General features: G+C 62.2%; 25 protein-coding genes. 13 read left to right on the top strand and 12 right to left on the bottom strand.

The annotated features are described in order from the left end of the window. Positions 1-95: 95 nt before the first annotated feature. From FF80_RS15070 to FF80_RS15055, 4 genes are all read left to right on the top strand, one after another. Positions 96-1505 carry a protein adenylyltransferase SelO family protein gene (locus FF80_RS15070; RefSeq protein WP_035102098.1) on the top strand — a complete coding sequence of 470 codons (1410 nt, stop codon included), beginning with the start codon at positions 96-98 and terminating at the stop codon, positions 1503-1505. 12 nt (positions 1506-1517) lie between these two features. Then, positions 1518-2072: a gamma carbonic anhydrase family protein gene (locus tag FF80_RS15065; RefSeq protein ID WP_035102096.1), complete on the top strand. Its 555-nt coding sequence runs from the start codon at positions 1518-1520 to the stop codon at positions 2070-2072. Positions 2073-2081: 9 nt separating this feature from the next. Next, positions 2082-2846 (top strand): DeoR/GlpR family DNA-binding transcription regulator, encoded by a 765-nt coding sequence (locus FF80_RS15060; RefSeq protein ID WP_035102094.1) that lies wholly within the window; start codon positions 2082-2084, stop codon positions 2844-2846. A gap of 130 nt (positions 2847-2976) precedes the next feature. Then, the gene (locus FF80_RS15055) at positions 2977-5634 is read left to right on the top strand and encodes an EAL domain-containing protein (protein ID WP_244445790.1); all 2658 of its coding nucleotides are present in this window, start codon (positions 2977-2979) and stop codon (positions 5632-5634) included. Positions 5635-5656: 22 nt separating this feature from the next. On the opposite strand, the gene FF80_RS15050 is transcribed toward FF80_RS15055, so the two are convergent. The 5 genes from FF80_RS15050 to FF80_RS15030 all read right to left on the bottom strand — a co-directional run bounded on the left by FF80_RS15050 (position 5657) and on the right by FF80_RS15030 (position 11021). After that, positions 5657-6487, bottom strand: coding sequence for a dipeptide ABC transporter ATP-binding protein (locus tag FF80_RS15050; RefSeq protein ID WP_035102092.1), 831 nt, complete (start codon positions 6485-6487; stop codon positions 5657-5659). Then, positions 6487-7332, bottom strand: coding sequence for an ABC transporter ATP-binding protein (locus tag FF80_RS15045; protein ID WP_052153627.1), 846 nt, complete (start codon positions 7330-7332; stop codon positions 6487-6489). The genes FF80_RS15050 and FF80_RS15045 overlap by 1 nt, the downstream gene beginning before the upstream one ends. Before the next feature lie 3 nt (positions 7333-7335). After that, positions 7336-8238 carry an ABC transporter permease subunit gene (locus FF80_RS15040; RefSeq protein WP_035102090.1) on the bottom strand — a complete coding sequence of 301 codons (903 nt, stop codon included), beginning with the start codon at positions 8236-8238 and terminating at the stop codon, positions 7336-7338. A gap of 1 nt (position 8239) precedes the next feature. Then, positions 8240-9247: an ABC transporter permease subunit gene (locus FF80_RS15035; RefSeq protein WP_035102088.1), complete on the bottom strand. Its 1008-nt coding sequence runs from the start codon at positions 9245-9247 to the stop codon at positions 8240-8242. A 178-nt stretch (positions 9248-9425) separates the two neighbouring features. Beyond that, on the bottom strand, positions 9426-11021 hold the full coding sequence (locus FF80_RS15030) for an ABC transporter substrate-binding protein (protein ID WP_035102087.1): 1596 nt from the start codon (positions 11019-11021) through the stop codon (positions 9426-9428). Positions 11022-11245: 224 nt separating this feature from the next. On the opposite strand from FF80_RS15030, the gene FF80_RS15025 reads away from it, so the two are divergent. Next, a complete protein-coding gene (locus FF80_RS15025) occupies positions 11246-11638 on the top strand; it encodes a VOC family protein (protein ID WP_035102342.1) in 393 nt (130 codons plus the stop codon). Between the two features lie 89 nt (positions 11639-11727). Continuing rightward, positions 11728-12669 (top strand): aldo/keto reductase, encoded by a 942-nt coding sequence (locus FF80_RS15020; protein ID WP_035102085.1) that lies wholly within the window; start codon positions 11728-11730, stop codon positions 12667-12669. Positions 12670-12757: 88 nt separating this feature from the next. Here the strand turns inward: FF80_RS15020 and FF80_RS15015 are convergent, their stop codons facing one another. From FF80_RS15015 to FF80_RS15005, 3 genes are all read right to left on the bottom strand, one after another. Then, complete coding sequence (locus FF80_RS15015) at positions 12758-13696, bottom strand: Gfo/Idh/MocA family oxidoreductase (RefSeq protein WP_035102084.1); 939 nt, start codon at positions 13694-13696, stop codon at positions 12758-12760. An 87-nt stretch (positions 13697-13783) separates the two neighbouring features. Next, positions 13784-14143, bottom strand: a complete 360-nt coding sequence (locus FF80_RS15010) for a VOC family protein (protein WP_035102082.1) — start codon at positions 14141-14143, stop codon at positions 13784-13786. 9 nt (positions 14144-14152) lie between these two features. Then, positions 14153-15406 (bottom strand): glycerate kinase, encoded by a 1254-nt coding sequence (locus FF80_RS15005; protein WP_035102080.1) that lies wholly within the window; start codon positions 15404-15406, stop codon positions 14153-14155. A gap of 138 nt (positions 15407-15544) precedes the next feature. On the opposite strand from FF80_RS15005, the gene FF80_RS15000 reads away from it, so the two are divergent. The 4 genes from FF80_RS15000 (at position 15545) to FF80_RS14985 (ending at position 17797) form a co-directional block, all read left to right on the top strand. Continuing rightward, on the top strand, positions 15545-16240 hold the full coding sequence (locus FF80_RS15000) for a DUF1045 domain-containing protein (RefSeq protein WP_035102079.1): 696 nt from the start codon (positions 15545-15547) through the stop codon (positions 16238-16240). Further along, positions 16240-17376, top strand: coding sequence for an alpha-D-ribose 1-methylphosphonate 5-triphosphate diphosphatase (locus tag FF80_RS14995; RefSeq protein ID WP_035102078.1), 1137 nt, complete (start codon positions 16240-16242; stop codon positions 17374-17376). The genes FF80_RS15000 and FF80_RS14995 overlap by 1 nt, the downstream gene beginning before the upstream one ends. 72 nt (positions 17377-17448) lie before the next feature. Beyond that, on the top strand, positions 17449-17595 hold the full coding sequence (locus FF80_RS22110) for a hypothetical protein (RefSeq protein WP_035102077.1): 147 nt from the start codon (positions 17449-17451) through the stop codon (positions 17593-17595). Between the two features lie 16 nt (positions 17596-17611). Next, complete coding sequence (locus tag FF80_RS14985; RefSeq protein WP_035102076.1) at positions 17612-17797, top strand: hypothetical protein; 186 nt, start codon at positions 17612-17614, stop codon at positions 17795-17797. Positions 17798-17878: 81 nt separating this feature from the next. Here FF80_RS14985 and FF80_RS14980 read toward each other — a convergent pair whose 3' ends face one another. Further along, on the bottom strand, positions 17879-18100 hold the full coding sequence (locus tag FF80_RS14980) for a hypothetical protein (RefSeq protein ID WP_035102075.1): 222 nt from the start codon (positions 18098-18100) through the stop codon (positions 17879-17881). Positions 18101-18621: 521 nt separating this feature from the next. Here FF80_RS14980 and FF80_RS14975 point away from each other — a divergent pair. Next, complete coding sequence (locus FF80_RS14975; protein ID WP_244445789.1) at positions 18622-19671, top strand: LacI family transcriptional regulator; 1050 nt, start codon at positions 18622-18624, stop codon at positions 19669-19671. Positions 19672-19885: 214 nt separating this feature from the next. Here the strand turns inward: FF80_RS14975 and FF80_RS14970 are convergent, their stop codons facing one another. Beyond that, positions 19886-20923, bottom strand: coding sequence for an aldo/keto reductase (locus FF80_RS14970; RefSeq protein ID WP_035102074.1), 1038 nt, complete (start codon positions 20921-20923; stop codon positions 19886-19888). Positions 20924-20993: 70 nt separating this feature from the next. On the opposite strand from FF80_RS14970, the gene FF80_RS14965 reads away from it, so the two are divergent. Next, positions 20994-22034 (top strand): rhodanese-related sulfurtransferase, encoded by a 1041-nt coding sequence (locus FF80_RS14965; protein ID WP_244445788.1) that lies wholly within the window; start codon positions 20994-20996, stop codon positions 22032-22034. A 76-nt stretch (positions 22035-22110) separates the two neighbouring features. Then, positions 22111-23043: a LysR family transcriptional regulator gene (locus FF80_RS14960; protein ID WP_035102073.1), complete on the top strand. Its 933-nt coding sequence runs from the start codon at positions 22111-22113 to the stop codon at positions 23041-23043. 3 nt (positions 23044-23046) lie between these two features. On the opposite strand, the gene mbfA is transcribed toward FF80_RS14960, so the two are convergent. Together mbfA and FF80_RS14950 are read right to left on the bottom strand one after the other, a co-directional pair. Further along, positions 23047-24027: an iron exporter MbfA gene (gene mbfA / locus FF80_RS14955; RefSeq protein WP_035102071.1), complete on the bottom strand. Its 981-nt coding sequence runs from the start codon at positions 24025-24027 to the stop codon at positions 23047-23049. 72 nt (positions 24028-24099) lie between these two features. Next, entirely contained in the window at positions 24100-24990 is an 891-nt protein-coding gene (locus FF80_RS14950) for an NAD(P)/FAD-dependent oxidoreductase (protein WP_035102069.1), read from the bottom strand. Between the last annotated feature and the right edge of the window lie 111 nt (positions 24991-25101).

Here is a 25101-nt window from a genome sequence, read left to right as displayed (position 1 = left end):
GGATATAGGGCGATTTGCTGGCTTGCGCTAGGCGCGCAGACGAAAGGCTGGGTTGCGCACTGGCGCCGGGCCGGACCAATTGCTAGCTTCGCGCCATGCCCGCATTCAAGCCAGCCACCGACCACGAAACGCTCGGCGACGCGTTCTTCGACCGTGTCGTCCCCGCCGATTTCCCCCAGACCATATTGCGCCATCGCGACCAGCGCTGGGCCAAACGCATGGGGTTGGATGGGCTGAGCGACGAACAATGGATCGAGCATTTCGGCCGCTTCAGGCCCCTGCCCGGCTCGCTCAACCAGCCGCTGGCGCTGCGCTATCACGGCCATCAATTCCGCAGCTACAATGCCGATCTGGGTGACGGACGCGGGTTTCTGTTCGCACAGGGGCGTGATCTCAAGGACGGCCGCCTGCTCGATTTCGGCACCAAGGGGAGCGGGAAAACGCCATGGTCCCGCGGCGGCGATGGGCGGCTGACGCTGAAGGGCGGGGTGCGCGAAGTGCTGGCCACCGAAATGCTGGAAGCACTGGGCGTCTACACGTCCAAGAGCTTTTCGCTGATCGAGACGGGCGAAGAACTCTATCGCGGCGACGAACCCTCCCCGACGCGCTCCTCGGTGCTGGTCCGGCTCAGCCACAGCCATATCCGCATCGGCACTTTCCAGCGTCTGGCCTATCTCGAAGACAATGACGCGATCGGCCGATTGATCGACTACACGATCGCCCACTATTATCCCGAGTTATCGAACGCGCCCGACAAGCCGGCGGCGCTGCTCGAAGCCGTGGTTGCGGCCGTGGCCCGGCTGGGCGCGCAATGGATCGCGGCCGGGTTCGTGCATGGCGTGCTCAATACCGACAATATCAATGTCACCGGCGAGAGTTTCGATTATGGGCCGTGGCGGTTCCTGCCCAGCTATGATCCCGATTTCACCGCTGCCTATTTCGATGAGACGGGACTTTATAGCTTTGGCCGGCAGCCCGACACTTTGGCCTGGAACCTGACGCGGCTGGCCGAATGCCTGCTTCCACTCTCCAGCCTTGAGGCGTTGGAGCCGGCGCTCAATACGATCTGGCCGCAATTCCGCGCTGCCCTGCCCGCCGCCATGCTGGCCCGGCTAGGGCTCAAGCCGCGCGATGTGGAGAGCGACAGCGCCTTTGTCACCGCGCTGTTCGGCTTCCTCAACCAGTCGCAGGCGCCCTATGAGCAGTTTTTCTTCGATTGGCGCGGCGGGGCGTTGAGCGCCAAACGGGCGGCCGCCAGTCCGTCAGCAGCGTATTATGCGACGGAGGCCTTCCGGCCGATTGCCGATATGCTGGAAGGCTATGCGGCCAGCGACACTCTCAATCTCGATCATCCCTATTTCGCCCGGAGCCAGCCCCGCACCATGCTGATCGAGGATGTCGAGGCGATCTGGACGGCGATTGCCGAGCACGACGATTGGGAGATATTTGCCCGGGCACTGGCCGAAATCGCCGAGATGCGCGATGCCTATGGCGTGGCGAGCTGAGGAGGACTTTTGATGAGCCTATATGAACTCGACGGCGTCGCGCCGCGGCTCGATCCCGATGTCGCCTGGATCGCGCCGACTGCTGTGCTGGTCGGCGATATCGTGGTGGGGGCAGATGCGGGCATCTGGTTTGGCGCGGTGGCGCGGGGCGACAATGAAACCATCACCATCGGCGCGCGCACCAATGTGCAGGACAATGCGGTGCTGCATACCGATATGGGCTTTCCGCTGACCATCGGGGAGGGCTGCACCATTGGCCACAAGGCCATGCTGCATGGCTGCACCATTGGCGACAATACGCTGATCGGCATGGGCGCGACCGTGCTCAATGGCGCCAAAATCGGCAGCAATTGCCTGATCGGGGCGGGCGCCCTGATTACCGAAGGCAAGCAAATTCCCGATGGCTCGCTCGTCGTCGGCGTGCCGGGCAAGGTGATCCGGGCGTTGGACGCTGAAGCTATTGCGGGCCTCGTACGGTCGGCCGACGGCTATGTGCGTAATGCCCGCCGCTTTGCTACCGGACTGGCCGACGTGACCGGCCGACCCAGTGATTTCGAGCCGGCATAGGGGCCTAAGGTGAGCGACACGCAGACACGCCAGCAGGCGATCCTGGAACTGGCCCGGCTCGAAGGGCGGGTGTTGGTCGACGCCTTGGCCGAGCGCTTTGCCGTGTCGGTGCAAACCATCCGCAAGGACCTCAACCAGCTCTGCGACCAGCGGCTGCTCAAGCGCATGCATGGTGGGGCCGTGCTGCCCTCGGGCATTGAAAACCTCGAATATGAGGCGCGGCGGAACATTGCGGCGGCCGAAAAGCAGGCCATCGGCAAGGCGGCCGCCGCGCTCATTCCCAATGACGCTTCTGTGTTCATCAATATCGGCACGACGACCGAGGCGGTGAGCCAGGCGCTGCTCGATCATACGGGCCTCTTGGTCATCACCAATAATATCAATGTCGCCAACCGGATGCGCATCTACCCGCAATTCGAGGTGGTGATTGCCGGTGGGGTGGTGCGCGGCAGCGATGGCGGCATTGTGGGGGAGGCAGCGGCAGGCTTTTTCTCCCAGTTCAAGGTCGATTACGCCATTATCGGCGCCTCGGCACTGGATGAGGAAGGCGCCCTGCTCGATTTCGACTATCGTGAGGTCAAGGTGGCCCAAGCCATCATCGCCAATGCGCGGCACATAATCCTCGTGGCGGACGCCGGTAAATTCGGTCGCACCGCGCCGGTCCGGATCGCCCGTATCGACCAGATCCATACCTTCGTAACCGACCGCAGCCCCTCCCCCGCCTTCACCCCCCTATGCGCCGCGGCGGGCACAATCGTGGTGGAAACCGGGTAAATACCAAAGCCAAGTTTAGCCCGCCGCTAACCACAAGACGATAGAGCTGGCGCGGGTAAGGCAAACATAAAGGTTGTGCCGCCAGGCTCATCCTGCCCGGACAGAAGACTGGGAGGCGGATGTGTCAGTGGTGAATTCAACTGCGTCGCAGGACAATAGACTGAACTGGCTGCGCCCCATTGCAGTGCCGGCAGTGATTGCGTTGATCGTGCTCATTGCTGGCGGACTGTTCCTCGACAAGCAGACCCGCATTCTCACCCGCGAAAGATTGCGGGCGGAGGTGCAGGCCGAGATTTCGCTGGTCCGCGCCAAGCTCGAGGGCAATATCAACGGCAATATCCAATTGGTGCGCGGGCTGGTGTCGACCCTGGCAACCGAGCCAGGGATGGAGCAGGCCCGCTTCGCCGCCCTGGCATCGAGCATTTTTGCCGAGCGGAGCCAATTGCGGCTGGTGGCAGCGGCGCCCGGCCTGGTGGTCACCATGGCCTATCCGATGGCGAGCAACGAGGCGCTGATCGGGCTCGACTATGTCCTCGAAATTGCCCAGCGCGATGCCGTGCTGGAGGCTCGCGACACGGGCAGACCGGTATTGGCGGGACCGGTTGACCTGGTGCAGGGCGGGCAGGGCTTTGTCGGGCGATTTCCCGTATTCACCGGCAATGGCACGGAGCGCCGCTTCTGGGGCCTGGTGTCCGCCGTCGTCGATATGGACCGGCTCTATGTCGAGAGTGGGTTGCTTGCCCCTTCGCTTGGCAGCGATATTTCCATCACCCGCAGGGATGCGCGCGGCGCCAAGGGTCCGCGGTTTTTCGGGCCGGACCTGGATGGGCAGGACCCGGTGGTCGCCAATGTCGCGCTGCCCTCGGGTTCCTGGGAGATTGCAGCCCGGCCCAAAGGTGGCTGGACGAGCGATCCCAGCATCTGGGCGCTGCGCGGCACATTGATCTTTGCAGGGGCGCTGATCCTGTTTCCCATTCTGATCACCGGGCGCTTGATGGGCGAGCGGCAGCTGCATATTCGCGTGCTCAAGCAGCGCGAAGCCGAGCTCGACCGGCTGTCGCGCCGGCTCTCCCTGGCGCTGGACAGCTCGGAGGTCGGCGTGTGGGAAATGGACATAGTGACCCGGGACCTGGTCTGGGACGAGCGGATGAACGAGCTCTATGGCTTGCCCAATGATGGTACGCCGCGCCGTGTCGAACACTGGACCGCGGCGCTGCACCGGGCCGATTTTGCGCAGGCGCAAACCGATTTTTCCAAGGGCATCCGCAGCGGGCAATATAAATCGGTGTTCCGCGTCACCTGGCCGGACGGAACGGTGCGCACCATCAAGGCCATCGGCGCGGTTTATAGCGAAGCCGGCAGCAATCCCCGGCTGGTCGGGGTCAATTGGGACATTACCGAGGACGTGGCCCGCAGCGAGGATTTGCGGCGCACCAAGCTGTTGACCGAGGCGCGCAATCGGGAGCTGGAAGCCGCCAAGAGCCGCATCGAGCACAATGCCCTGCATGACAGCCTGACCGGATTGCCTAACCGGCGCTATCTCGACGATATCCTCAAGGCCAATGCGGCGGGCGGCTATGCCGGCAGCGGCAGCATTGCCCTGCTGCATCTGGATCTCGACCGGTTCAAGCAGATCAACGACACACTGGGCCATGCGGCGGGCGATGCCATGCTGGTCCATGCCAGCACCGTGCTCCGGGCCAATTGCCGCGCCAGCGATTTCGTGGCGCGAATCGGGGGCGACGAATTCGTGGTGGTCTGCCCCGCCGCCGATGGCGATCAGTATCTGGGCATGATGGCCGAGCGGATCGTGGCGCAAATGCGCAAGCCGGTGAGCTATCAGGGCCACCAATGCCGGTTCGGGGTCAGCATCGGCATTGCCGCCGAACATGGGCCGGACATCGACGTGGGCCGCCTGCTGGTCAATGCCGATATCGCGCTTTACCGCGCCAAGGGGCGAGGCCGGAACCGTTTCGAATATTTCTCCGAGGCGCTGCAGGCCGAGGTGGTGCATACCAAACGGGTGGCCGACGAAATCCTCAGCGGGCTCGAGCGCGAGGAATTCATCGCCTTCTACCAGCCCCAGTTCGACGCGCGCAGCCATGACCTGGTTGGCGTGGAAGCGCTGGTGCGTTGGCGCCATCCGGTACTGGGCTTGCGTGCGCCCGACGCGTTCCTCGCGACGGCGGAAGACCTCAATGTCATGGCCAGTATTGACCGTATCGTGCTCGAACATGCGCTGGCCGACCTGGACCGCTGGGAGAGCATGGGCCTCAAGGTGCCGCGCGCTTCGGTCAATGTCTCCCACCGCCGCCTGCATGATGATGAGCTGATCGAGAGCCTCGAAAAGCTGCATATTCCGCCGGGGCGGATTTCCTTCGAACTGGTGGAATCGATCTATCTCGACGAGGACGATGCGGTCATTGCGCGCAATATCGACCAGCTCAAGGAATTGGGCATCGAGATCGAAATCGACGATTTCGGCACCGGTTACGCCTCCATTGTATCACTGCAAAAATTGCGCCCGGCCCGGCTCAAGATCGACCGGCAATTGGTCGATCCGATCCTGGACAATGCCGGGCAGCGCCAATTGCTGGCCTCGATCGTCGATATCGGCAAATCCATGGGCATCGAGGTGATTGCCGAGGGCGTCGAGAGCATGGCGCATGCCGTGATCCTGACCGAGCTCGGCTGCGATATCCTGCAGGGCTACGCCTTTGCCCGCCCGATGAGCCGGGATGATCTCGAAGTGTTCCTGGGCGAGCAGCGTTGGCGCCGCGCCTCCTGAGCGGAGGGGCGGCACCAGAGAGTCAGGAGGCCAAGGCGGCCTTTTTGGCGATGCGCTGGCGGATCGATTCCACGTCGGATTTGGGCGTCGCGGCGAACAGCGTCTTGGTATAGCTGTGCTGGGGATTGCCGAATACGTCCTCGCGGCTGCCATGCTCGACGACATCGCCGAAATACATCACCATGACCTCGTCGGCGATGTAACGCACGACGCTCAGATCATGGCTGATGAACACATAAGTCAGCCCGAACTCGTCCTGCAGATCCTTGAGCAGGTTGAGAATCTGCGCCTGCACCGACAGGTCAAGCGCCGATACGGGCTCGTCCAGCACGAGGAAACTGGGATTGAGCATGAGCGCGCGGGCGATGGCGATGCGCTGGCGCTGGCCACCCGAAAACATATGCGGGTAACGATTAAAGTGCTCGGCACCAAGGCCAACCTTGAGCAGCATGGCCATGGCGCGTTCGCGCCGCTCGGCGGCTGACATCTTGGTATTGAGCAGCAGCGGCTCGGCCAGCACGTCGCCGATCTTCTGGCGCGGATTGAGCGAACCATAAGGGTTCTGGAACACGATCTGCACCTTCTGGCGCATTTCATGGGTAACGTGACCGGCGTCGACCGGCTTGCCATCGATCAGGATTTCGCCCGAGGTCGGCGGATCGATCAGCGTGATCATGCGCGCCAGCGTGGACTTGCCGCAGCCGCTTTCGCCGACCACGGCCAGGGTGCGGCCCTTGGCGAGCGAGAAATCGACGCCCTTGACGGCATGCACGACCTTGGCTGGCCGCAGAAAGCCGCCGGAGGAAATATAGTCACGGGTGAGATTGCGGACTTCGAGAACGGATGCGCTCATCATGCCACTCCCGGCGCCGGTTCGAAGACGAAGTCGGACACCGTGGGCAGGCGATCGCCCACCGCATTTTCCGGCAGCGCCGAGAGCAGCGCCCGCGTGTAATTGGATTTGGGATTTTCAAACAGGGAGAGCACGTCGGCCTCCTCCATCTTGTGCCCCTTGTATTGCACGATGACCCGGTCGGCCGTTTCGGCGACGACGCCCATGTCATGGGTGATCATGATCAGGCCCATGCCATGTTCGGCTTGCAGCCGGACCAGCAGATCCAGGATCTGCTTCTGGATGGTCACGTCGAGCGCGGTGGTCGGCTCGTCGGCAATCAAGAGCTTTGGATTGCAGGAAATGGCCATGGCGATCATCACGCGCTGGCATTGGCCGCCGCTCATCTGATGGGGGAAGGCGTTGAGCCGGTCGGCGCCATCCTTGATGCCGACCAGGTGGAGCAATTCAACAGCGCGCTGGCGGGCCACCCGGCCCTTGAGCCCCAGATGCTTGGACAGCACTTCCTCGATCTGGAAGCCCACGGTGAAGCAGGGGTTAAGGCTCGCGATAGGCTCCTGGAAGATCATGGCAATGTCCTTGCCGATAATCTTGCGCTTTTCGGCCGGCGACATGGCGAGCAGGTCGAGGCCTTCGAATTCCATCTTGTCGGCGGTGACGGTCGCTGTGCTGGGCAGGAGCCCCATCACCGCCAGCATGGCCACCGATTTGCCCGAGCCGGATTCCCCGACAATGGCAAGGACTTCGCGGGCGTCGACCGACACATCGATCCCATCAACGGCCTTGAACAGGCCGACCGAGGTATCGAAGGAAACAGTCAGGTTCTTGATTTCGAGCAGGGGCATGTCTCAGCTCCGCTTGAGCTTGGGATCGAGCGCATCGCGCAATCCGTCGCCGATGAGGTTGATGGCGAGCACGGTGATCAGGATCGCCAGACCGGGGAAGGTCACGACCCAGGGTGCGCGCAGGATGAATTCGCGAGCCGAGGCCAGCATAGTGCCCCATTCGGGGGTCGGCGGCTGGGCGCCCATGCCCAAAAAGCCAAGAGCGGCGGCTTCCAGAATCGCATTGGAAAAGCTCAGCGTCGCCTGAACGATCAACGGCCCCAGGCAATTGGGCAGGATGGTCACCAGCATCAGCCGCAAATGCCCGGCGCCCGAAAGCCGGGCGGCCGTGACATATTCGCGGTTCTTTTCCGCCATCACGGCGGCACGGACCAGACGGGCAAAGTGCGGTTGCAACACCAGCGCAATCGCCACCATGGCGTTGAACAGGCCAGGCCCCAGAATGGCGACCAGCACCAGCGCCAGCAGCAGGGAGGGGAAGGCCAGGATGATATCCATGACGCGCATGATCATGGCGTCGATCCAGCCACCGAAATAGCCGGCGAGTACGCCCAGGATCACGCCGACGAACAGGGCGCCGCTGACCACGAAAAAGCCGATGAACAGCGAATAGCGGGCGCCATGGATCAGCCGGGACAGCATATCACGGCCCACCGGGTCGGTGCCCAGCCAGAAGCGCGGATCGCTGCCGGCGTCCCAGATCGGCGGCTTGAGAATGGCGTCGCGATATTGGATGTCGGGCGAATAGGGCGCCAGCAATGGCGCGAAGATGGCGATCAGCACCAAGAGGGCAAAGACCACCAGCCCGATGACGGCGCCGCGGTTAACGGAAAAATAGTGCCAGAATTCGCGCAAGGCAGCGGCGCGATCGGACTTGGCGGGAGCGATTTGTGGAGTCTGGGTCATCTTACTGCACCCTGATGCGCGGGTTGATGACGGCATAGAGCAGATCGACGAGCAGGTTCACCGCCATGACGATGAGCGCGATCAGCAAGAGCCCCGATTGCACGACGACATAGTCGCGCTTGGAAATGGAATCGATCATCCATTTGCCGATGCCCGGCCAGGAAAAAATGGTTTCGGTGAGGATGGCGCCGCCCATGAGCAGGCCCACCTGCAGGCCAATCGTGGTGACCACCGGGATGAGCGCATTGCGCAAAGCATGCACATTGATCACCCGGCGGGGCGACATGCCCTTGGCGCGGGCGGTACGCACATAATCCTCGCCCAGGATTTCGAGCATGGCCGAACGGGTCTGGCGGGCGATGACGGCCAGGGGGATAGTGCCCAGCACCACCGCCGGCAGGATCAGATGGCGCAAAGCCGAAACGAAGGCCGGCCAATTGCCATAGAGCAGGGTATCGACCAGCATGAAGCCGGTAATGGGACGCAGGAAGAAGGAGAGCGCGATGCGCCCCGAGACCGGCGTCCAGCCCAGATAGCCGGAAAAGAAGATGATCAGCAGCAGGCCCCACCAGAAGATGGGCATGGAATAGCCGGTCAGCGCCACGCCCATGGTCAATTGATCGAACCAGGAGCCGCGCTTGACGGCGGCAAAGATGCCGGCGGGAATGCCGATGATCACCGCCAGGAACATGGCGACCAGCGCCAGTTCGATCGTGGCGGGGAACAGGGTCATGAACTCGGTGATGACCGGGCGCTTGGTGGCCAGCGAGACGCCGAAATTGCCCTGCAGGACGCCGCCCAGATAATTGAAATATTGCTGCCAGATCGGCAGATTGTAGCCGAATTGCTCGCGCAGGATTTCGTAGCGTTCCGGCGTCACGCCATGCTGGCCGGCCATGGCCAGGATGGGGTCGCCCGGCAGTACCCGGACAAAAGCGAAAGCACAGATGGAAATGCCGATAATGGTCGGCACGATCAGCGCAAGCCTGCGCAGAATGTAATTGAGCATGCGGGTCTTTACCCTAATGCGCCGCGCCGGCAAACCGGCAGGGTGCGCGTTTCCTGTTGTGGCGGGGCGATGAACGGGCGCCGTTGGCCGGCGCCTCCTTACCCTGCTCTAAAATGAAAGGGGAGCCCCGCACCGGTAAAACCGGCGTGGGACTCCTTGGATTTACGTGGCGGCAGCCTTACTCGGTGACGTCGACGCCGTCAAAGCGGTGAATGCCCAGCGGGTCCATCTTGTAGCCGATGACACGCTTGTTCATGGGCATGAACACTTTCGAGTGAGCCAGCGTCAGGGCGGGCTCTTCAGCCTTGAACACTTCCTGGGCCTTTTCATAGAGCGCGGTGCGCTCGGCCTGGTCGGCAGTGGTCTTGGCCTGCTGGATCAGGTCTTCGAATTCCTGGTTGCACCAGCTCGAATAATTGGACACACCAATGGCCGAGCAGGAGAACAGGGTAGCGAAGAAGTTATCCGGATCACCATTGTCGCCGGTCCAGCCGATCTGGAACGGACCCTTGCGGTCGGCTTGCTTGCCGCGCTCGCGATATTCGGTCCATTCATAGGAAACGATATTGGCGGTGACACCAATGGCCGCCCAGTCAGCCTGGATCAGTTCGGCAACGCGCTGGGCGTTGGGATTGTAGGGACGCGAGACCGGCATGGCCCAGAGATCGGTGGTCAGGTCCGTGACACCGGCTTCCTCGAGCAGCTTTTTGGCCGCTTCCGGATCATAGGTGTCGGCTGGGATATTGTTGTTGTAGCTCCACATGGTGGGCGGGATCAGGTTCTTGGCGTCCTGGCCAGCACCCTGGTACACCGCCTCGATGATGGCAGCCTTGTCGACGGCCATGGAGAGCGCCTTGCGCACATTGGCATTGTCGAATGGCGGCTCGGTGGTGTTGTAGGACATATAGCCGATATTGAGGCCTTCCTGCTCCAGCACCGTCAGGTTCTCGTCAGCCTGCAACTGGGCGATATCGGCAGGCGAGGGATAGGGCATGATATCGCATTCGCCGGCCAGCAGGCGCTGGGCACGCACCGACGGATCGGTGGTGATGGCGAAGATCAGATCGTCGATCGGCTGCTTGCCGGCCCAATAGTCGGGGAAGGCCTGGTAGCGGATGACGGTATCGAGCTGATAGTCGGAGAAGACGAACGGACCGGTGCCGATCGGCTGGGTCGAGAAGGCGGCCAGATCGCCCGAGGCAGCGAGCTGATCGGCATACTCCTTGGAGACGATGGACGCGAAGTCCATGGCCAGGTTGGCAACCATGGGGGCATTGGGCTCGTTGAGCACGAACTTGACGGTCAGATCGTCAACCTTGACGATTTCCTTGATATATTTGGGCATGTCCATGCCCTGGAAGTAATCCCAGGTCATGCCTTCGAGATAGGCGAACCACGGATTGTCTTCCTTCCACTGGCGCTCGAAGCTGAAGATCACGTCGTCAGCATTGAGATCGCGGGTGGGGGTGAAATAGGGCGTGGTGTGGAACTTGGCGCCGGCGCGGAGCTTGAAGGTGATCTCCTTGCCGTCCTCGGAGGTGCTCCAGCTTTCGGCCAGGCCTGGCTCGATGGCGGTGCCGCCCTTTTCGAACTCGACCAGGCGGTTATAGATGGTGCGCGAGGAGGCGTCGAAATCGTTGCCGCCAGTCGTCGGGCCGGGATCGAAGTGAGCAGGCGAGGCTTCCGAACAGAATACCAATTGCTTGGCCTGGGCAGCGCCCGCGGCCAGCGCCAGCATGGCGGTCGCCGCCAGCAGGGTGGTCATCAATTTCATGATTGTTGTCTCCCGAGAAAGTTTTTTGCGCATCCGGTTTGCCGGCCGGAGCTTGGGCGCCAACAAAGCGTAGAATTTAGGGGAGCGCAATGGGTCAGTTTGACCATTTGGTCAATTCGATGACGGTCCCGCCCCCATTCCACAACAATGGACGGTTTTATTGCGATCCGTTCGGCTGCCTGGCACCGCTTGACGCCCCATGGGACGGAGTGATCCAACAGGATATGACCAATTCGATCGCCACAATCGCCCTGCTTGTCGCAGAATATGATGAAGCCATAGAGTTTTACCGGGACAAAGCCGGATTTGCCCTGCTTTCCGACACCGATATGGGCGGGGGCAAACGCTGGGTCCTGGTGGCGCCGCCGGGCGGAAATGGCGCCCGGCTCCTGCTGGCCCGCGCTGACGGTCCCGAGCAGCGTAAAGCCATCGGTAACCAGACCGGCGGAAGGGTCATGCTGTTTCTCGAAACCGACGATTTTTCGGGTACTCATGCTGCCATGATGGCGCGCGGGGTGCGCTTTCTCGAAGCGCCCCGGCATGAGCCTTATGGGAGCGTGGCGGTGTTTGAAGATCTCTATGGCAATAAATGGGACCTTATCGAACCCAGGGCCTAGCCTCAGGCGTTTTGCGCACCACCTCAAACAAGATGGCGAACGGAAAGCCGCCCAACGCGTTTAGACAGCATCATCACAGGAGAAGACCTATGGATCGCCGCCCGCTCGGACGCAGTGAACTTGTCATCGAACCGCTTGTGCTGGGGGGCAATGTGTTCGGCTGGACGGTTGATGAGAAACAGGGTTTCGACATTCTCGATGCCTTCGTGGACGCCGGCTTTACCGCACTCGACACGGCCGAAGGCTATCCCAATTGGGTGCCGGGCAATCCGCCGGGCCTGAGCGAGACCATTATCGGGAAATGGCTCAAGGCGCGCGGCAATCGCGACGGCGTGCATATCATCACGAAGGTCAATTCCGCCAAGGTCAAGAACGGGCTGAGCGCGGACAATATCAAGACCTCCATCGAGGCTTCGCTCAAGCGCCTGCAGACCGATTATGTCGATCTCTATTTCAGCCACTGGCCGGATCCCGATGCCAGCCACGAAGAAACGCTGGGCGCCTATGACGTGCTGATCCGCGCCGGCAAGGTGCGGGTGGTGGGCGCCTCGAACTATACGCCGCAGATGATCCGGGATGCCGAGGAGATTGCGGTGATCAAATCGCTGCCACGCTACGAAGTGCTGCAGCCCAAATACAATCTCTATGACCGCGCCGATTTCGAAGGGGAGTTGCAAAAGCTCGCCATCGACCAGGAAATCGGCACCATCGTCTATTATAGCCTGGCCGCCGGATTCCTGACCGGCAAGTACCGTTCCAAGGCCGACCTGGGCAAAAGCCAGCGCGGCGGCGGCGTTGAAAAATATCTCGACAAGAAGGGCGAGAGCATTCTTTCCGCACTCGACAAGGTCGCCAAGGCCAATGACGCCACCCCGGCCGAAGTTTCGCTGGCCTGGCTCGTCGCCCAACCCGGCGTCAGCGCCCCCATCGCCTCGGCCACCTCGGTGGAACAGGTCGAGAGCCTTGCCAAAGGCGTGCGGCTCAAGCTCAGCGATGCGGATTTGAAGACTTTGAGTGCTGCTGGGAAATAAACCCATCAGTCCAAATATTGAGGCTTACGCACCCCCTCCCAACCTCTCCCGTCAAAAGGGGGAGGTGCAGATCAGCGGCTATTGAACATTACCACTCAAACGCGGGCCCATTCACCCGCGCGCCCAGCAAAAACACATCCGCCATCATGCGGAGCGGGGCAGCATCGACGTCGGTTTCGTGCCGGTCCAGCAGCGTGGCGAAGCGCTCATACATCAAGCCATATTCCTCGTCGCCATGCTGGAGTACCAGTTCGTCATTGACGCTCAGGCTGCGGCCGCCATTTTCGAGCTTGAGCACATCGCCTGCCATGGTCTCGAAACGGATGGTCCAGATTTCCCCGCTCTCTTCGAGCCAGTTGAACCCGGCCGAGAGGCTGGGCCTGTGCAATTGGCCGGACTTGAAGACGATTTCGACATCGACCGGGGTCTGCCGGTTGGCCGGGAAAGTGAGCTTGCTCGATTTCACAAAGACCGGGAAGGGCATGACCTTGGTAAAGATCGACATGGCATTAATGCCCGGATCGCAGACGCCGAACCCGCCGGGCTCCCAGACCCAATCCTGGCCGGGATGCCATTTGCGCACGCTTTCGCGCCAGTCGATGCGCACCGATTTGACGCCGCTTTCGGCCAGGATATCGCGGGTGCGATCCACCGCAGCATTATATTGGGAATGCCAGGTCTGGTAGAGTACGCGGCCCAGCCTTCCGGCATAGGCGACCAGGTCGTCCAATTCGGAAATGGTGGTGGTGGGCGGCTTTTCCATCATCACGTCCTTGCCCGCCTCGAGCGCCTCGCGGACATATTGATGGCGGATGCCGGGCGGGGTGCAGATCGACACCAGCGACACGTCGGGCAGGGCTTCATAAAGCTCGGCCGGGGTCTTGAACACGGGCAGGCCGTTGTGGCCGACGCCGCGCGTCGACACCGTCGCCGCCAGTTCGAAATCCTCAGACCTGTCGATAACCGGCAGGTGCTGATCCTGGGCGATCTTGCCCACACCGATGACAGCGATTTTGCGTTTGGCCATGTCGATTTCCCCGAGCCGCTTTTTGCGGGGTGTTTAGAGCAGAGACCGGGCAGACCGCCAAGGTCTGTCGCAATAAAAGTATGATTTTTATTGCGGCTGTGGCTCTGAAGGCTCCCAGAGTTCGATCTGGTTGCCCTCCGGATCGTGGATGCGTGCAAAGCGTCCCGTCTCGGGCGTGTCCCATTCGTCCGGCCGCGTCTCGACGGCGATGTCGGCGCCCCGCAATTGCGCCATCATGCCGTCGAGATCATCGACGCGGAAATTGATCATCCATTGCTTGTCGGCCGGAAAATAGCTGCTGGTTTGCTTGAACGGCGCGAAGACGGTGAGCCCGGCCTCCTGGTTCCAGAGTTCGGTCACGCCCAGATGCTTTTCATACCAGGCGGCAAGCGCCGAATTATCCCTAGACCGAAAGAAAATACCGCCAATGCCAGTCGTCTTTGCCATCATCCACTCCTAACGGATCAGGACTGCCCGGAAATCATTCACATTGGTGCCGGTCGGCCCGGTGACCAGCAGGTCGCCAATGGCGGCGAAAGCGGAATAGGCATCGTTATTGGCCAAGGCCACCAGGGGATCTATGCCGGCGTGGCGCAGCCGCGTGGCGGTGCCGCCATCGGCAAAAGCGCCGGCATTGTCCTCCGAGCCATCGATCCCGTCCGTGTCGGCAGCAACAGCCGAAATACCCTCCACGCCATCAATGGCGATGGCGAAGGCGAGCAGGAATTCGGCATTGCGCCCGCCCCGGCCCTTGCCGCGCAGCGTCACCGTGGTTTCTCCACCCGAGAGCAGCACGACGGGCTTGTTGAACGGACGATTGCGGACGGCGATTTCGCGGGCCATGGCGGCGTGAACCTGCGCCACGTCGCGCGCTTCGCCCTCGATGGAATCGGACAGGATTGCCGCCTCGATGCCTTGTGACCGAGCAATGTCGGCGGCAGAGTCAAGCGACAGCGCCGCCGAGGCAATGGTACGCACGGTGTGCTGGGCGAAAACCGGATCGCTGGGCAAGGGTGCAAGATTGTCCTCACCCGCCAGCAGGGCCTGCGCCGCAGGTGGCAGTTCGAGCCGGTAGAGATTGGCATATTTGCGGGCCAGTTCGCGCGTACCCGGCAGGGGAATGGTGGGACCGGAGGCGACAATGGCCGGATCATCCCCCGGCACGTCGGACACGACCAGCGTTGCCACAAGCGCCGGTGTGCAATGGGCGGCCAGGCGCCCGCCCTTGATGGTCGAAAACTGATTGCGGATCAGGTTCATCACCCCGATCGGGGCGCCCGAGGCCAGGAGCGTGCGGTTGATCTCCTGCTCGTCGTCAAGCGTCAGGCCGGGCGCTGGAGCCGGCAGCAGCGAAGAGCCGCCGCCCGAAATCAGCGCCACGACCAGATCGTCGTGCGACAGTCCCGATACTGTCTCCATGATCCGCCGTGCCGCAAGGAACCCGGCTTCGTCGGGCACTGGATGGGCGGCCTCGACGATTTCGATGCGCTCGCAGCTCTCGCCATAGCCATAGCGGGTAACGACCAGTCCGCTCAGCGGGCCATCCCAGGCTGCTTCAAACGCCTTGGCCATCTGCGCGGAGGCCTTGCCGGCGCCGATAACCAAGGTTCGCCCAACCGGCTTGGGCGGCAGGTTGAGACGCACGGCCAGAGCTGGTTGCGCTTTGGCAACCGCGGCCTGAAACAGGGATTGAAGTAGCGTGCGATCCATGGGCGGTTGCGACTCGATACGGCCAAGGGTAGCCACACTTGTGGCGGAGCCATGTGAGGCTGTCCAGCAGCGCGCTGTCAAACGACGGACACAGAATGCGGATAGCGGCTGGCGGATGCTGACTGCAAAGGGACAAAAATGACTGAACGATATGCGATTTATTTTGCCCCTCCGGTCACGGGAAGCCTGTGGGAACGCGCCGCAACCTGGCTGGGCCGCGACGCTGCCGATGGCGATCTGTTCGACGGCCCCGTTGCCGGCATCGATCGGGCGCGCCTGCTCAATCTCACGCAATCGGCCAATCGTTACGGCTTTCACGCCACGATCAAGGCGCCAATGGGCCTGGCCGATGGCGCCACCGAAGCCGACCTGCGCGCCGCGCTCACCCGCTTTGCCGCCGAGCATGCCCCCTTCACCATCGGCAAACTCAAGCTGGCCTCGCTTGATGGTTTTCTGGCCCTGATTCCCGAAAGCCCGAGTGAAAAGCTGCAGGACTTTGCTGCCCATGTGGTGGAGAGCTTCGAAGTGTTCCGCGCGCCCATGAGCGTCAAGGATCGCGCCGCCCGCCTCGGCAAGGGACTGACCGAGCGGCAGGTGGAACTGCTCGATGGCTATGGCTACCCCTATGTGTTCGAGCAATTCCAGTTCCACATGACGCTGACCGACCGCCTCAGCGCGGAGGACGCCACCGACATCGCCAAGGCTGCCACGACCTGGTTCTCGCCCGTGCTGGACGATGAAGTGGTGATCGATGGTCTCTCGCTATTCGTCGAACCCGAAAAAGGCCGGCCATTCCGCCGCGTCGCCGAATTTGTGCTGGGAGGCCAGGACTGATGGAAGGGCAGGTCTTGCGCAATGCCAGGATCGTGCTGGCCGACGAGGTGATCGAGGGCAGTGTCGCCATCGAGAATGGCGTGATCACTGCGATCGATAGCGGCCCAGCGCAGACCGGCGAGGATTTGGCGGGCGATTATCTGATCCCGGGCCTCGTTGAACTGCATACCGACCAGTTGGAAAGCTATTATCGCCCCCGCCCCGGCGTATTCTGGGATCCTTTGGCGTCGCTCCATGCCCATGACGTGCAGATTGCCGGCTCGGGCATTACTACTGTGTTCGACGCGGTGCGGATCGGCTCGGATTTTGATCTGCCGACCATGGGCGAGCATGTCGGCAAGCTCGTCGGCGCCATCCATGCCGGCCGCGCGGGCGTTTGGCTGAAAGCCGAACACTTCATCCATCTGCGCTGCGAATTGCCCAGCCACGACCTGCTCGCCCAGTTCGAGACCTATGCGGCCGATCCGGCCACGCGGCTCGCCTCGGTGATGGACCACACGCCGGGCCAGCGCCAGTTCGGCTCGCTTGAGGATTACAAGCGCTTCTACAAGGACAAGATGGGTCGCACGCAGGCCGAGCGGGATAGCTATATCGCCGCGCGCCTCGGCGAGCAGGCGCAATATTCGGCAGCCAATCGCCAGACCATTGTCAGGCGCGCCGCCGAATTGGGCCTGCCGCTGGCCAGCCATGACGACGCGACGCTCGCCCATGTCGAAGAGGCACTGGCCGATGGCGTTGCCATTGCCGAATTTCCCACCACGCTCGAAGCCGCTTCTGCTGCCCATGATGCGGGCCTCTCCATCCTGATGGGCGCGCCCAATGTGGTACGCGGCAAGTCGCATTCGGGCAATATTTCGGCGACCGATCTGGTGCGGGCGGGGCTCCTCGACATTCTGAGTTCGGATTATGTACCATTTGCCCTGCTGCAGGCGGTCTTCGTGCTACCCGAGCGGGTCGAGGGGCTGAGCCTTTCCCAGGCATTGGCCATGGTCACCATCAATCCCGCCAGGGCGGCGGGGCTTGAGGATCGCGGGCAGATCGCCATCGGCAAACGGGCCGATCTGGTCCGGGTGCGCCAGGCGGGGCCGCTGCCCGTCGTGCATGGCGTCTGGCGCGAGGGCCTGAGGGTAAGCTAAGCCAAGCAATGAACCAGTTGGGCGCCAACGCGTTGTATCTGAACAACAAGCGTCAAGCGTCCGGGAGCTTTCATGACTCGCAATGGTCTTTATGCGGTGATCGCCGTCCTGCTGGTCGCCGTGGTGGCGTTTGCCATCTATACCTATCAGCAGCAGAACCGCCCCGGCGTCGAAATCCGGCTGGATGAACAGGGAATTTCCATCGATGGCAATGGCTAGCGCTCATGATAATCCCTTGCCCCGTGCAGTGCTGGCCGAGGCCATTTCCGACGAGCTGGACCGGCAGGCCAGACAGGGCGCGCAACGCGTCGATGTCACCGCCCTGGTCGAGGTGATCGAAAGCCTGCTGCAAGCCCATGCCGCGCCACCCGCCGATGAAGGCAGGCGCCCCGAAGAACTCAACGCGACCAATGACGATTGAGCGTTCAGTTCCCCCCCAAAAACAAAAGGCATTCCCTGTGGCGGGAATGCCTTTTTTGTTTTTGCTGTTGGTGAGCTAAATTCAGGCCGCGTCGGCGCCGCCCTTGCGGACGGCCTGGGACACGGCAAAATGCGCCTTTTCGACGGTTTCGAAATGCTGGCCATCAATGGCGAAGGCCGGCAGGCGAACGGCGAGGAAGCGATAGCCTGCTTCATGCGGCACGACGACGCCCAAAGGCTCGCCGGCCACTTCAATGACGATAGGCTTGTGGGCCTTGGCCCGATCTAGACTGTTTTCCTGCATCAGTGGATGCTCCACTTGGCGTCGACTCGTTCACCACCCTGGAATTTGGTCCATGTGGACCACCGGGGTGAAGCAGCAACGCTGGGGGTTCTATCGAGAGTTTGAGACGAGGTTGTGACGAGGTCACATTCGTTTGGAGCGACAGATCCGTTGCCAGCGTTTTGAGGCTTGCATGGAAATACGTACGTTCGAGCAGCCAGCATGGATGGTGAAGGTATTCGATGATGTCATCTTCAGTCCTCTCCTGCAGGTTGAACGATAAGGCCGCCGGGGCTCTGCCAGCGATGAAGGCAAGATAGGGGCGTTCGGGGCAGATTTCCAGCCCGGCCAACGCCATAGAATGACGATTTCTGAAAAAAGCCTGCTCGACTTTGGGTGCAGAACGAAAACTGGTGTAATTTTGTCATATTATGACAAAGCCATGACACCCGCCACCGTGCTTGCAGTGACCGTGACAATCTGGTGATGTCCGCCCCCGATAGATGATCGCTGCCCGGCAGGGCGGCCAGAAGGGGTGCCGCGTGCCTGACGACGATATGCCGGCCGAACCGGCGGCCAAGCGGGGCGTCAAGCCATCCGGCAAGCCAACGCTCAAGACCATTGCCGAACTCACCGGCTTTGCCGTGACCACGGTGTCGCGCGCCCTCAACAATGCGCCCGAACTAGCGCAGGACACCCGCGACAAGGTGCAAAGGGTCGCCGCCGAAATCGGCTATCTGCCTGACCGCGCGGCGTTGCGCCTCAAGACCGGCCGCACCAATGTGCTCTCGCTGGTGCTGGAGCCGGACGAGCAGATTTACGGCTTCGGTACGTCCATCGTCAGCGGGCTGACCGAGGCGATGCGCAACACGCCCTATCACCTCGTCATCACGCCGCTCTTCCGCAATGTGTCCCCCATGGAGCCGATCCGCCATATCGTGCGCAATCGCATGGCCGATGGCGTGATCTTTTCCAAGGCCGAAATCTATGACGAACGCGCCCGCTTCCTGCTCGACAACGACTTCCCCTTTATCAGCCATGGCCGCAGCCGTTGGCCCGATGCTCATCCCTGGGTCGATTTCGACAATGAAGCCTTTGCCTATGGCGCAGTCAGGCGCCTGGTGCAAAAGGGCTGCCGGCTCGTCTCCATCGTACTGCCCGATAGCGCCCTGACCTATACCGAACACCTCAAGGCCGGTATTGCCCGGGCGGCCGGGGAGGCTGGGATCGCCTACGAATTTGCCGCCGATATCAATCTGGGCAGCGCCACTGACGCCATCCGCACCCATGTCGCCAAGCGCGCCCGCCGCCCCGATGGCGGCCCCGACGGCTATGTCTGCGCGTCCGAAATTTCTGCCCTGGCGGTGATCGGCGCGCTCAACGAAGCCGGCAAGACCGTCGGGCAATCCACCCATGTCGTGACCAAACAGGCCTCGCCGCTATTTGCGCAATTCCAGCCGGGTGCCGAGACGGTCTTCGAGGATTTCACCAAGGCTGGTCATAGCCTGGGCACGCTATTGCTGCGCCGGATTGGTGGGGAGAGCGCGGAAACTCTCACCGCGCTCGGCGTGCCGCGGTTTGATTGGGATTAGCTCGCCACTAACCGCCGGACCACCCCTCTCCCCTTGCGGGAGAGGGGCAGATCATTCTTCGTTCAGAAGAATGATCAGGGTGAGGGGTTCTGCGCCCACCCATGCCAGAAGTGCAGAAAGATACCCCTCATCCGCCCTTCGGGCACCTTCTCCCTCAAGGGGAGAAGGGAGGCTCTGTTGGTTGGACTAGGCCCTGTGCTTCCTCGCTCAGCCCTTACCGCAACCATCCCTTCGGACTGGGATGCAGCTCCATCTGCCCATCCTTGGTCGCTTCATCGATCTGCTCAATCTCGTCAGCGCTCAACTCCAGATTGTTGAGGACGCCTAGATTGTCCTTGAGCTGATCGAGCGTGCGCACGCCCACCAGCGCCGAGGTCATTTCCTTGCGGCGCAGCGCCCAGCTCAAGGCCAGCTGCACCATGGACTGACCACGCGCCCGCGCGATGGCGCCCAGCTTGTCGACCGCCTCCAGCACCCGCGGCTCGACATGGCTGGCGCGCAGCGTGGTGTTGCTGGATGCCGCGCGGGTGCCTTCCTTGTTGCCGGTATTATACTTGCCGCTCAGCACGCCCTGCGCCAGCGGCGAGAAGGCGATGATGCCGATACCCAGCTCGCCACAGGCCTCGATCGTGTGGTCATTCTCGATCCAGCGATTGAGCACCGAATAGCTGGGCTGGTGGATGGTCGTGGCGACGCCCATCTCCTTGAGGATGCGGTGCGCCTCCCGCGTTTCGGCCTCGGGATAGCTCGAAACGCCGACATAAAGCGCCTTGCCCTGCCGCACCACCTGAGCCAGCGCGCCCATGGTTTCCTCGAGCGGGGTCTCGGGATCGTAGCGGTGGGAATAAAAGATATCGACATAATCGAGCCCCATGCGCTTGAGACTCTGGTCAAGGCTGGCGATCAGATATTTGCGGCTGCCGAATTCGCCATAGGGGCCGGGCCACATATTGTAGCCGGCCTTGGTCGAGATGATCAGCTCATCCCGATAGGGCCGAAAATCGCGCGCCATGACCTGGCCGAACAGTTCTTCGGACGAGCCGGCGGGTGGGCCGTAATTATTGGCCAGATCGAAATGGGTAATGCCCGCGTCGAACGCGTGGCCCAGGATTTCCATGGCGCCGGGATAGTCCCGCGTACCGCCGAAATTCTGCCACAGGCCCAGGCTGATGACCGGCAGCTTGAGCCCCGAGCGGCCCGAATGGCGATATTGCATGCTGTCATAGCGTGCCGGATCGGCCCGATAGGTCATGACGTCCTCCTGAGAATTTGCGATTGCCCCATGCGTGACGGGTGGCGCTACGAGTGGTATGAGCGGGGCCATGTGCCCGCCCGATGATACGCCCATGCCCAGTCTGCCCCAAGCCAATCAGCCATACAAGGTGATGGCGATCTATAAATTTGCCGACCTGCCCGACTGCGCCGAGTTGCAGCCCATTCTGGCCAAATTCTGCTGTGGGCTCGGCATCAAGGGCACGCTGATCCTGGCGCCCGAAGGCATTAACGGCACCGTGGCCGGGTCTATGGATGCCATCGACGCGCTGGACAATTATCTCGTGGACGGCCCCGATTTCGGCACCCGCCTTGTCGGCGCCGAGATCAAATTCTCCTCCGCCAGCACCATGCCCTTCCTGCGCATGAAAGTGCGCCTCAAGCCCGAAATCGTCACCCTGCGGGCGCCCGAAGCCAATCCGGCCAAGGCCGTCGGCACCTATGTCGAGCCGGAAGACTGGAATGGCCTGATCGAGCGCAATGACGTGGTGCTGGTCGATACCCGCAATGATTATGAAGTGGGCCTGGGCACCTTCCAGCGCGCGCTCGACCCGGCCACCAAGAGCTTTACCGAGTTCAAGGACTATGTCGAAACCCACCTCGATCCGGCGCGCGACAAGAAAGTCGCCATGTTCTGCACCGGCGGCATTCGCTGCGAGAAGGCGTCCTCGTACCTTCTGAGCAAGGGCTTTGAGGAAGTGTTCCACCTCAAGGGCGGCATCCTCAAATACCTCGAAACAGTCCCCACGGAAGAGAGCCGCTTTGCCGGGGAATGCTTCGTGTTCGACGAGCGTGTCTCGGTCGGCCACGGCCTGGTCGAAGGCGATGCCACCCTGTGCCGGGCATGCCGGCATCCGCTGACCGCAGCGGATCGAGCCGATCCGGCTTATCAGGAAGGCATTGCCTGCCCCCATTGCAGCGATGACAGCGCCAAGCACGCCGCGGCTGCCGAACGGCAGAAACAGATGGACCTCGCCCGCCAGCGCGGTGGCGCCCATCTGGGCGACGATGCCGCCCGAGCTGCCACCCGCGCCCGGGCCCGCAAACGCGCGGAAGCCGAAGCCTCGCGCGAGCGCAACAAGGCGGGTTGAGCCCGCTTCCCCATCGCAAAATGCGATGCTAGGCTGAAAATTACTCGCAATACCTCCAGCCGCATAAGCATTCCCGATGGACCTCGACCAGCTTCGCACTTTTGATCGCATCGTTCGCGACCAGAGCTTTACCAAAGCCGCAGCTTATCTGCACATCACCCAGGCCACCGCCTCGATGCGCATCCGCGCGCTCGAGCAGCTGCTGGGCGTCACGCTGTTTCAGCGCGGCCGCACTGTGACGCTGACTGATCAGGGCATGACTTTCCTGCCCTTTGCCCGCCGCATCATCGGCACGGCGCAGGAGGGTCGCGAGGCGCTGCGCCGGGTCGAACGTGGCCGCATCGCCATTGCTTCGCTGCGCAGCCTGGTTTCCCCGCTCATCACCGAGGCCTTGCTGCGCTTTCAGCAGAAATATCCCAGCGTCGATGTGGTGGTGCATGAGGGAAGACAAGCCCAGATCGCCGCCATGCTGCATGAGCGGGACGCTGAAATGGGCATATTGTGCTGGCCCAATATCGATCCGCTGATCGTCGATCTGGTGCCGCTCGTCATCATGCGCGAGCGCGTGCCACTGGTGGTGGCGCCTGAAATCGCTGCGAGGCTACCGGCTCAGCCCAGCATCGAGGATGTGCTGGCGCTGGTGCCCCGCGTCATCTCGCTGCGCTGGTGGCAGGCCGAGCCCGAAACCGCCGCCGCCCTGGTGCGGCTGGCCAAAACCAGTGTCGAACTGCCCACCGGCCCCGCCAGGCGCCTCGCCATCAAGGGCGAGGGCCTGGGCTTTTTCGTCAGCTCCGCCGTCGCCGACGATATCGAAGCGGGCCGGCTGGTCGAAATCGCCCCGCCCGATTTCGAGCCACTGCACCGCGACACCGCCATGGTCGTCCGCTCGCTGGCGGCGCTCGATCGCGACATGCTGGCCGATTTCATCGCCGAAATCGCCCAGGAATGCGCCAAGGTCGGCGTCATCCTCGACAATCGCCTAGCGGCCCTGGGCCATAAGGTCGCCTAAGCCTCAGGCATTGCCGATCAATATGCCTGCTGCGAACACCAGCGAGCCGCCGAGCACGACCTGCATGACCGCCCGCCAGAATGGGGTCTGCATATAGCGGTTCTGGATGAAGGCGATGGCCCAGAGTTCGATCAGCACGATGGCGATGGCCAGCGCCGTGGCGGTGAAGAAATCGTGGATCAGATAGGGCAAAGCATGCCCCAGCCCACCCACCGCCGTCATGATGCCGGCGGCCAGACCGCGTTTGACTGGGGAGCCGCGTCCGGTCAGCTTGCCATCGTCGGAGGCCGCTTCGGTAAAGCCCATCGAAATGCCGGCGCCGATCGCCGCGGCCAGGCCAACGAGGAACGTCTGATGCGTATCACCGGTGGCAAAGGCCGCGGCAAAGACCGGCGCCAGGGTCGAAACCGAGCCATCCATCAGCCCAGCCAGTCCCGGCTGCACATAGGTCAAAACGAACTGGCGATGGTTTTCGGTTTTTTCGACATCGCGGCCTTCGGCGCCCAGCACCGCCTCATCGATCCGGTCGGCGGCGTCGGCGTGGCGGCGTTCCTGCGCGGCCAGATCGCCCAACAGCTTGCGCGTGCCAGCATCGCTGACCTGCTTGGCTGCCTCCATATAAAAGCGATAGGCGCCCTCCTCCATCTCCCATACCTGCTGGCGCACGGCTTCAAGGGTGAGATTCTTCAGCAGCCAGATCGGCTTGCGGTTGATGAAGCCGCGCACATGCTCGCGCCGGATCGGCACCACCCGCTTGCCAAAGCGCTCGACATAAAGATCGAGCAGACGGCGGCGATGCTCATCCTCCTCGGCCGCCATGCCCTCGAACAAAGCCGCCGAGCCCGGATAGGTGGGCGCCAGGCGCGTCGCGAATTCGGAATAGATGCTGCCATCCTCTTCCTCGGCCGCTACTGCCAAAGCCAATATCTCGCGTTCGGAGAGGCTCGAAAAAGAGCGGCGGGTATCGGGCAGCAGGGAAAACATGGCGCGGTCTCGTTTAGAATGGTTCTAAACATTGTCTAGAACCATTCTAAACTGATGGCAAGCCCTGCCGCCCTATTGCAGCATGGATTGCTGGGCGAAAATCGCGGCCATGGCGCCGCTGGACGTGGCCAATGTCACGCTGGCCATGGGGTTGGCGAGGTCGCCAGCGGCATAAATGCCTTCCACCGAAGTCTGGCGGCGATCATCGACCTTGAGATAGAGGCCAAGCGGCGCTTCGAGGGTTTCGAGTCCCAGGCTGGTATGCAGGCTGGCGGAAGGCCGATTGCGCGGATGGGCGAACAGGACATCGACGACAGCGGTGCGGCCGGTATCGAGGTGGATAGCTGTCAGATGACCATTGTCATGCGCGATGCTTACGAGCTTGCCATCAATCACCGGCACATTGCGCCGCGCCAGATCGGCGCGCGCCTCGGCATCCAATTCGTGCCCGTCGGCGAACAGCGTCAGCTTGTCGGTCCAGTCGCCAAACAGCGAGACGGCATGCAAAGCCTGCGGCCCCGAATAAACCAGCCCCCAATGCTGCCCCGCCACTTCAAACCCATCGCAATAGGGGCAGGGCACGATCGACTTGCCCCAGCATTCGGCAAAGCCGGGAATGGCCGGCATCTGGTCGGACACGCCATAGGTCAGCAGCAACCGACGGCCCCTCAGCGTTTCGCCATCATCGGTCAGGACGGCAAAATCGTCGGCTGTGCCGCCGGCACTCTCGGCCCGGGCATTGAGCAGGCGCACCGTCGGATAGCGCTCAAGCTGCTGGCGGGCAGCCGCCAGAATATCGGCAGGCGCCTTGTGGTCATGCCCGAGCAGGCCATGGGAATGGGCGGCAAAGCGATTGCGCGGCAGCCCGGTGTCGAGCACGGTGACCTTGCGCCGCGCCCGTCCGAGCTGCAGAGCCCCAGCCAGGCCAGCAAAACTGCCGCCGATGATGATGACGTCATCCATGATGATCTCCACATTGCAGGCAAGGTGCGACGCCGGACTCGCACGCTTTCATGTGACTTTATTTGTTACATTAAGCCTGCCGTGTCAAGGCCGGTTCCGCCGCTGGCCAAT

The sequence above is a fragment of the Devosia sp. LC5 genome (assembly GCF_000735585.1).
Taxonomy (GTDB): Bacteria; Pseudomonadota; Alphaproteobacteria; order Rhizobiales; family Devosiaceae; genus Devosia.
This window is presented reverse-complemented; position numbering and strand designations above follow the sequence as displayed.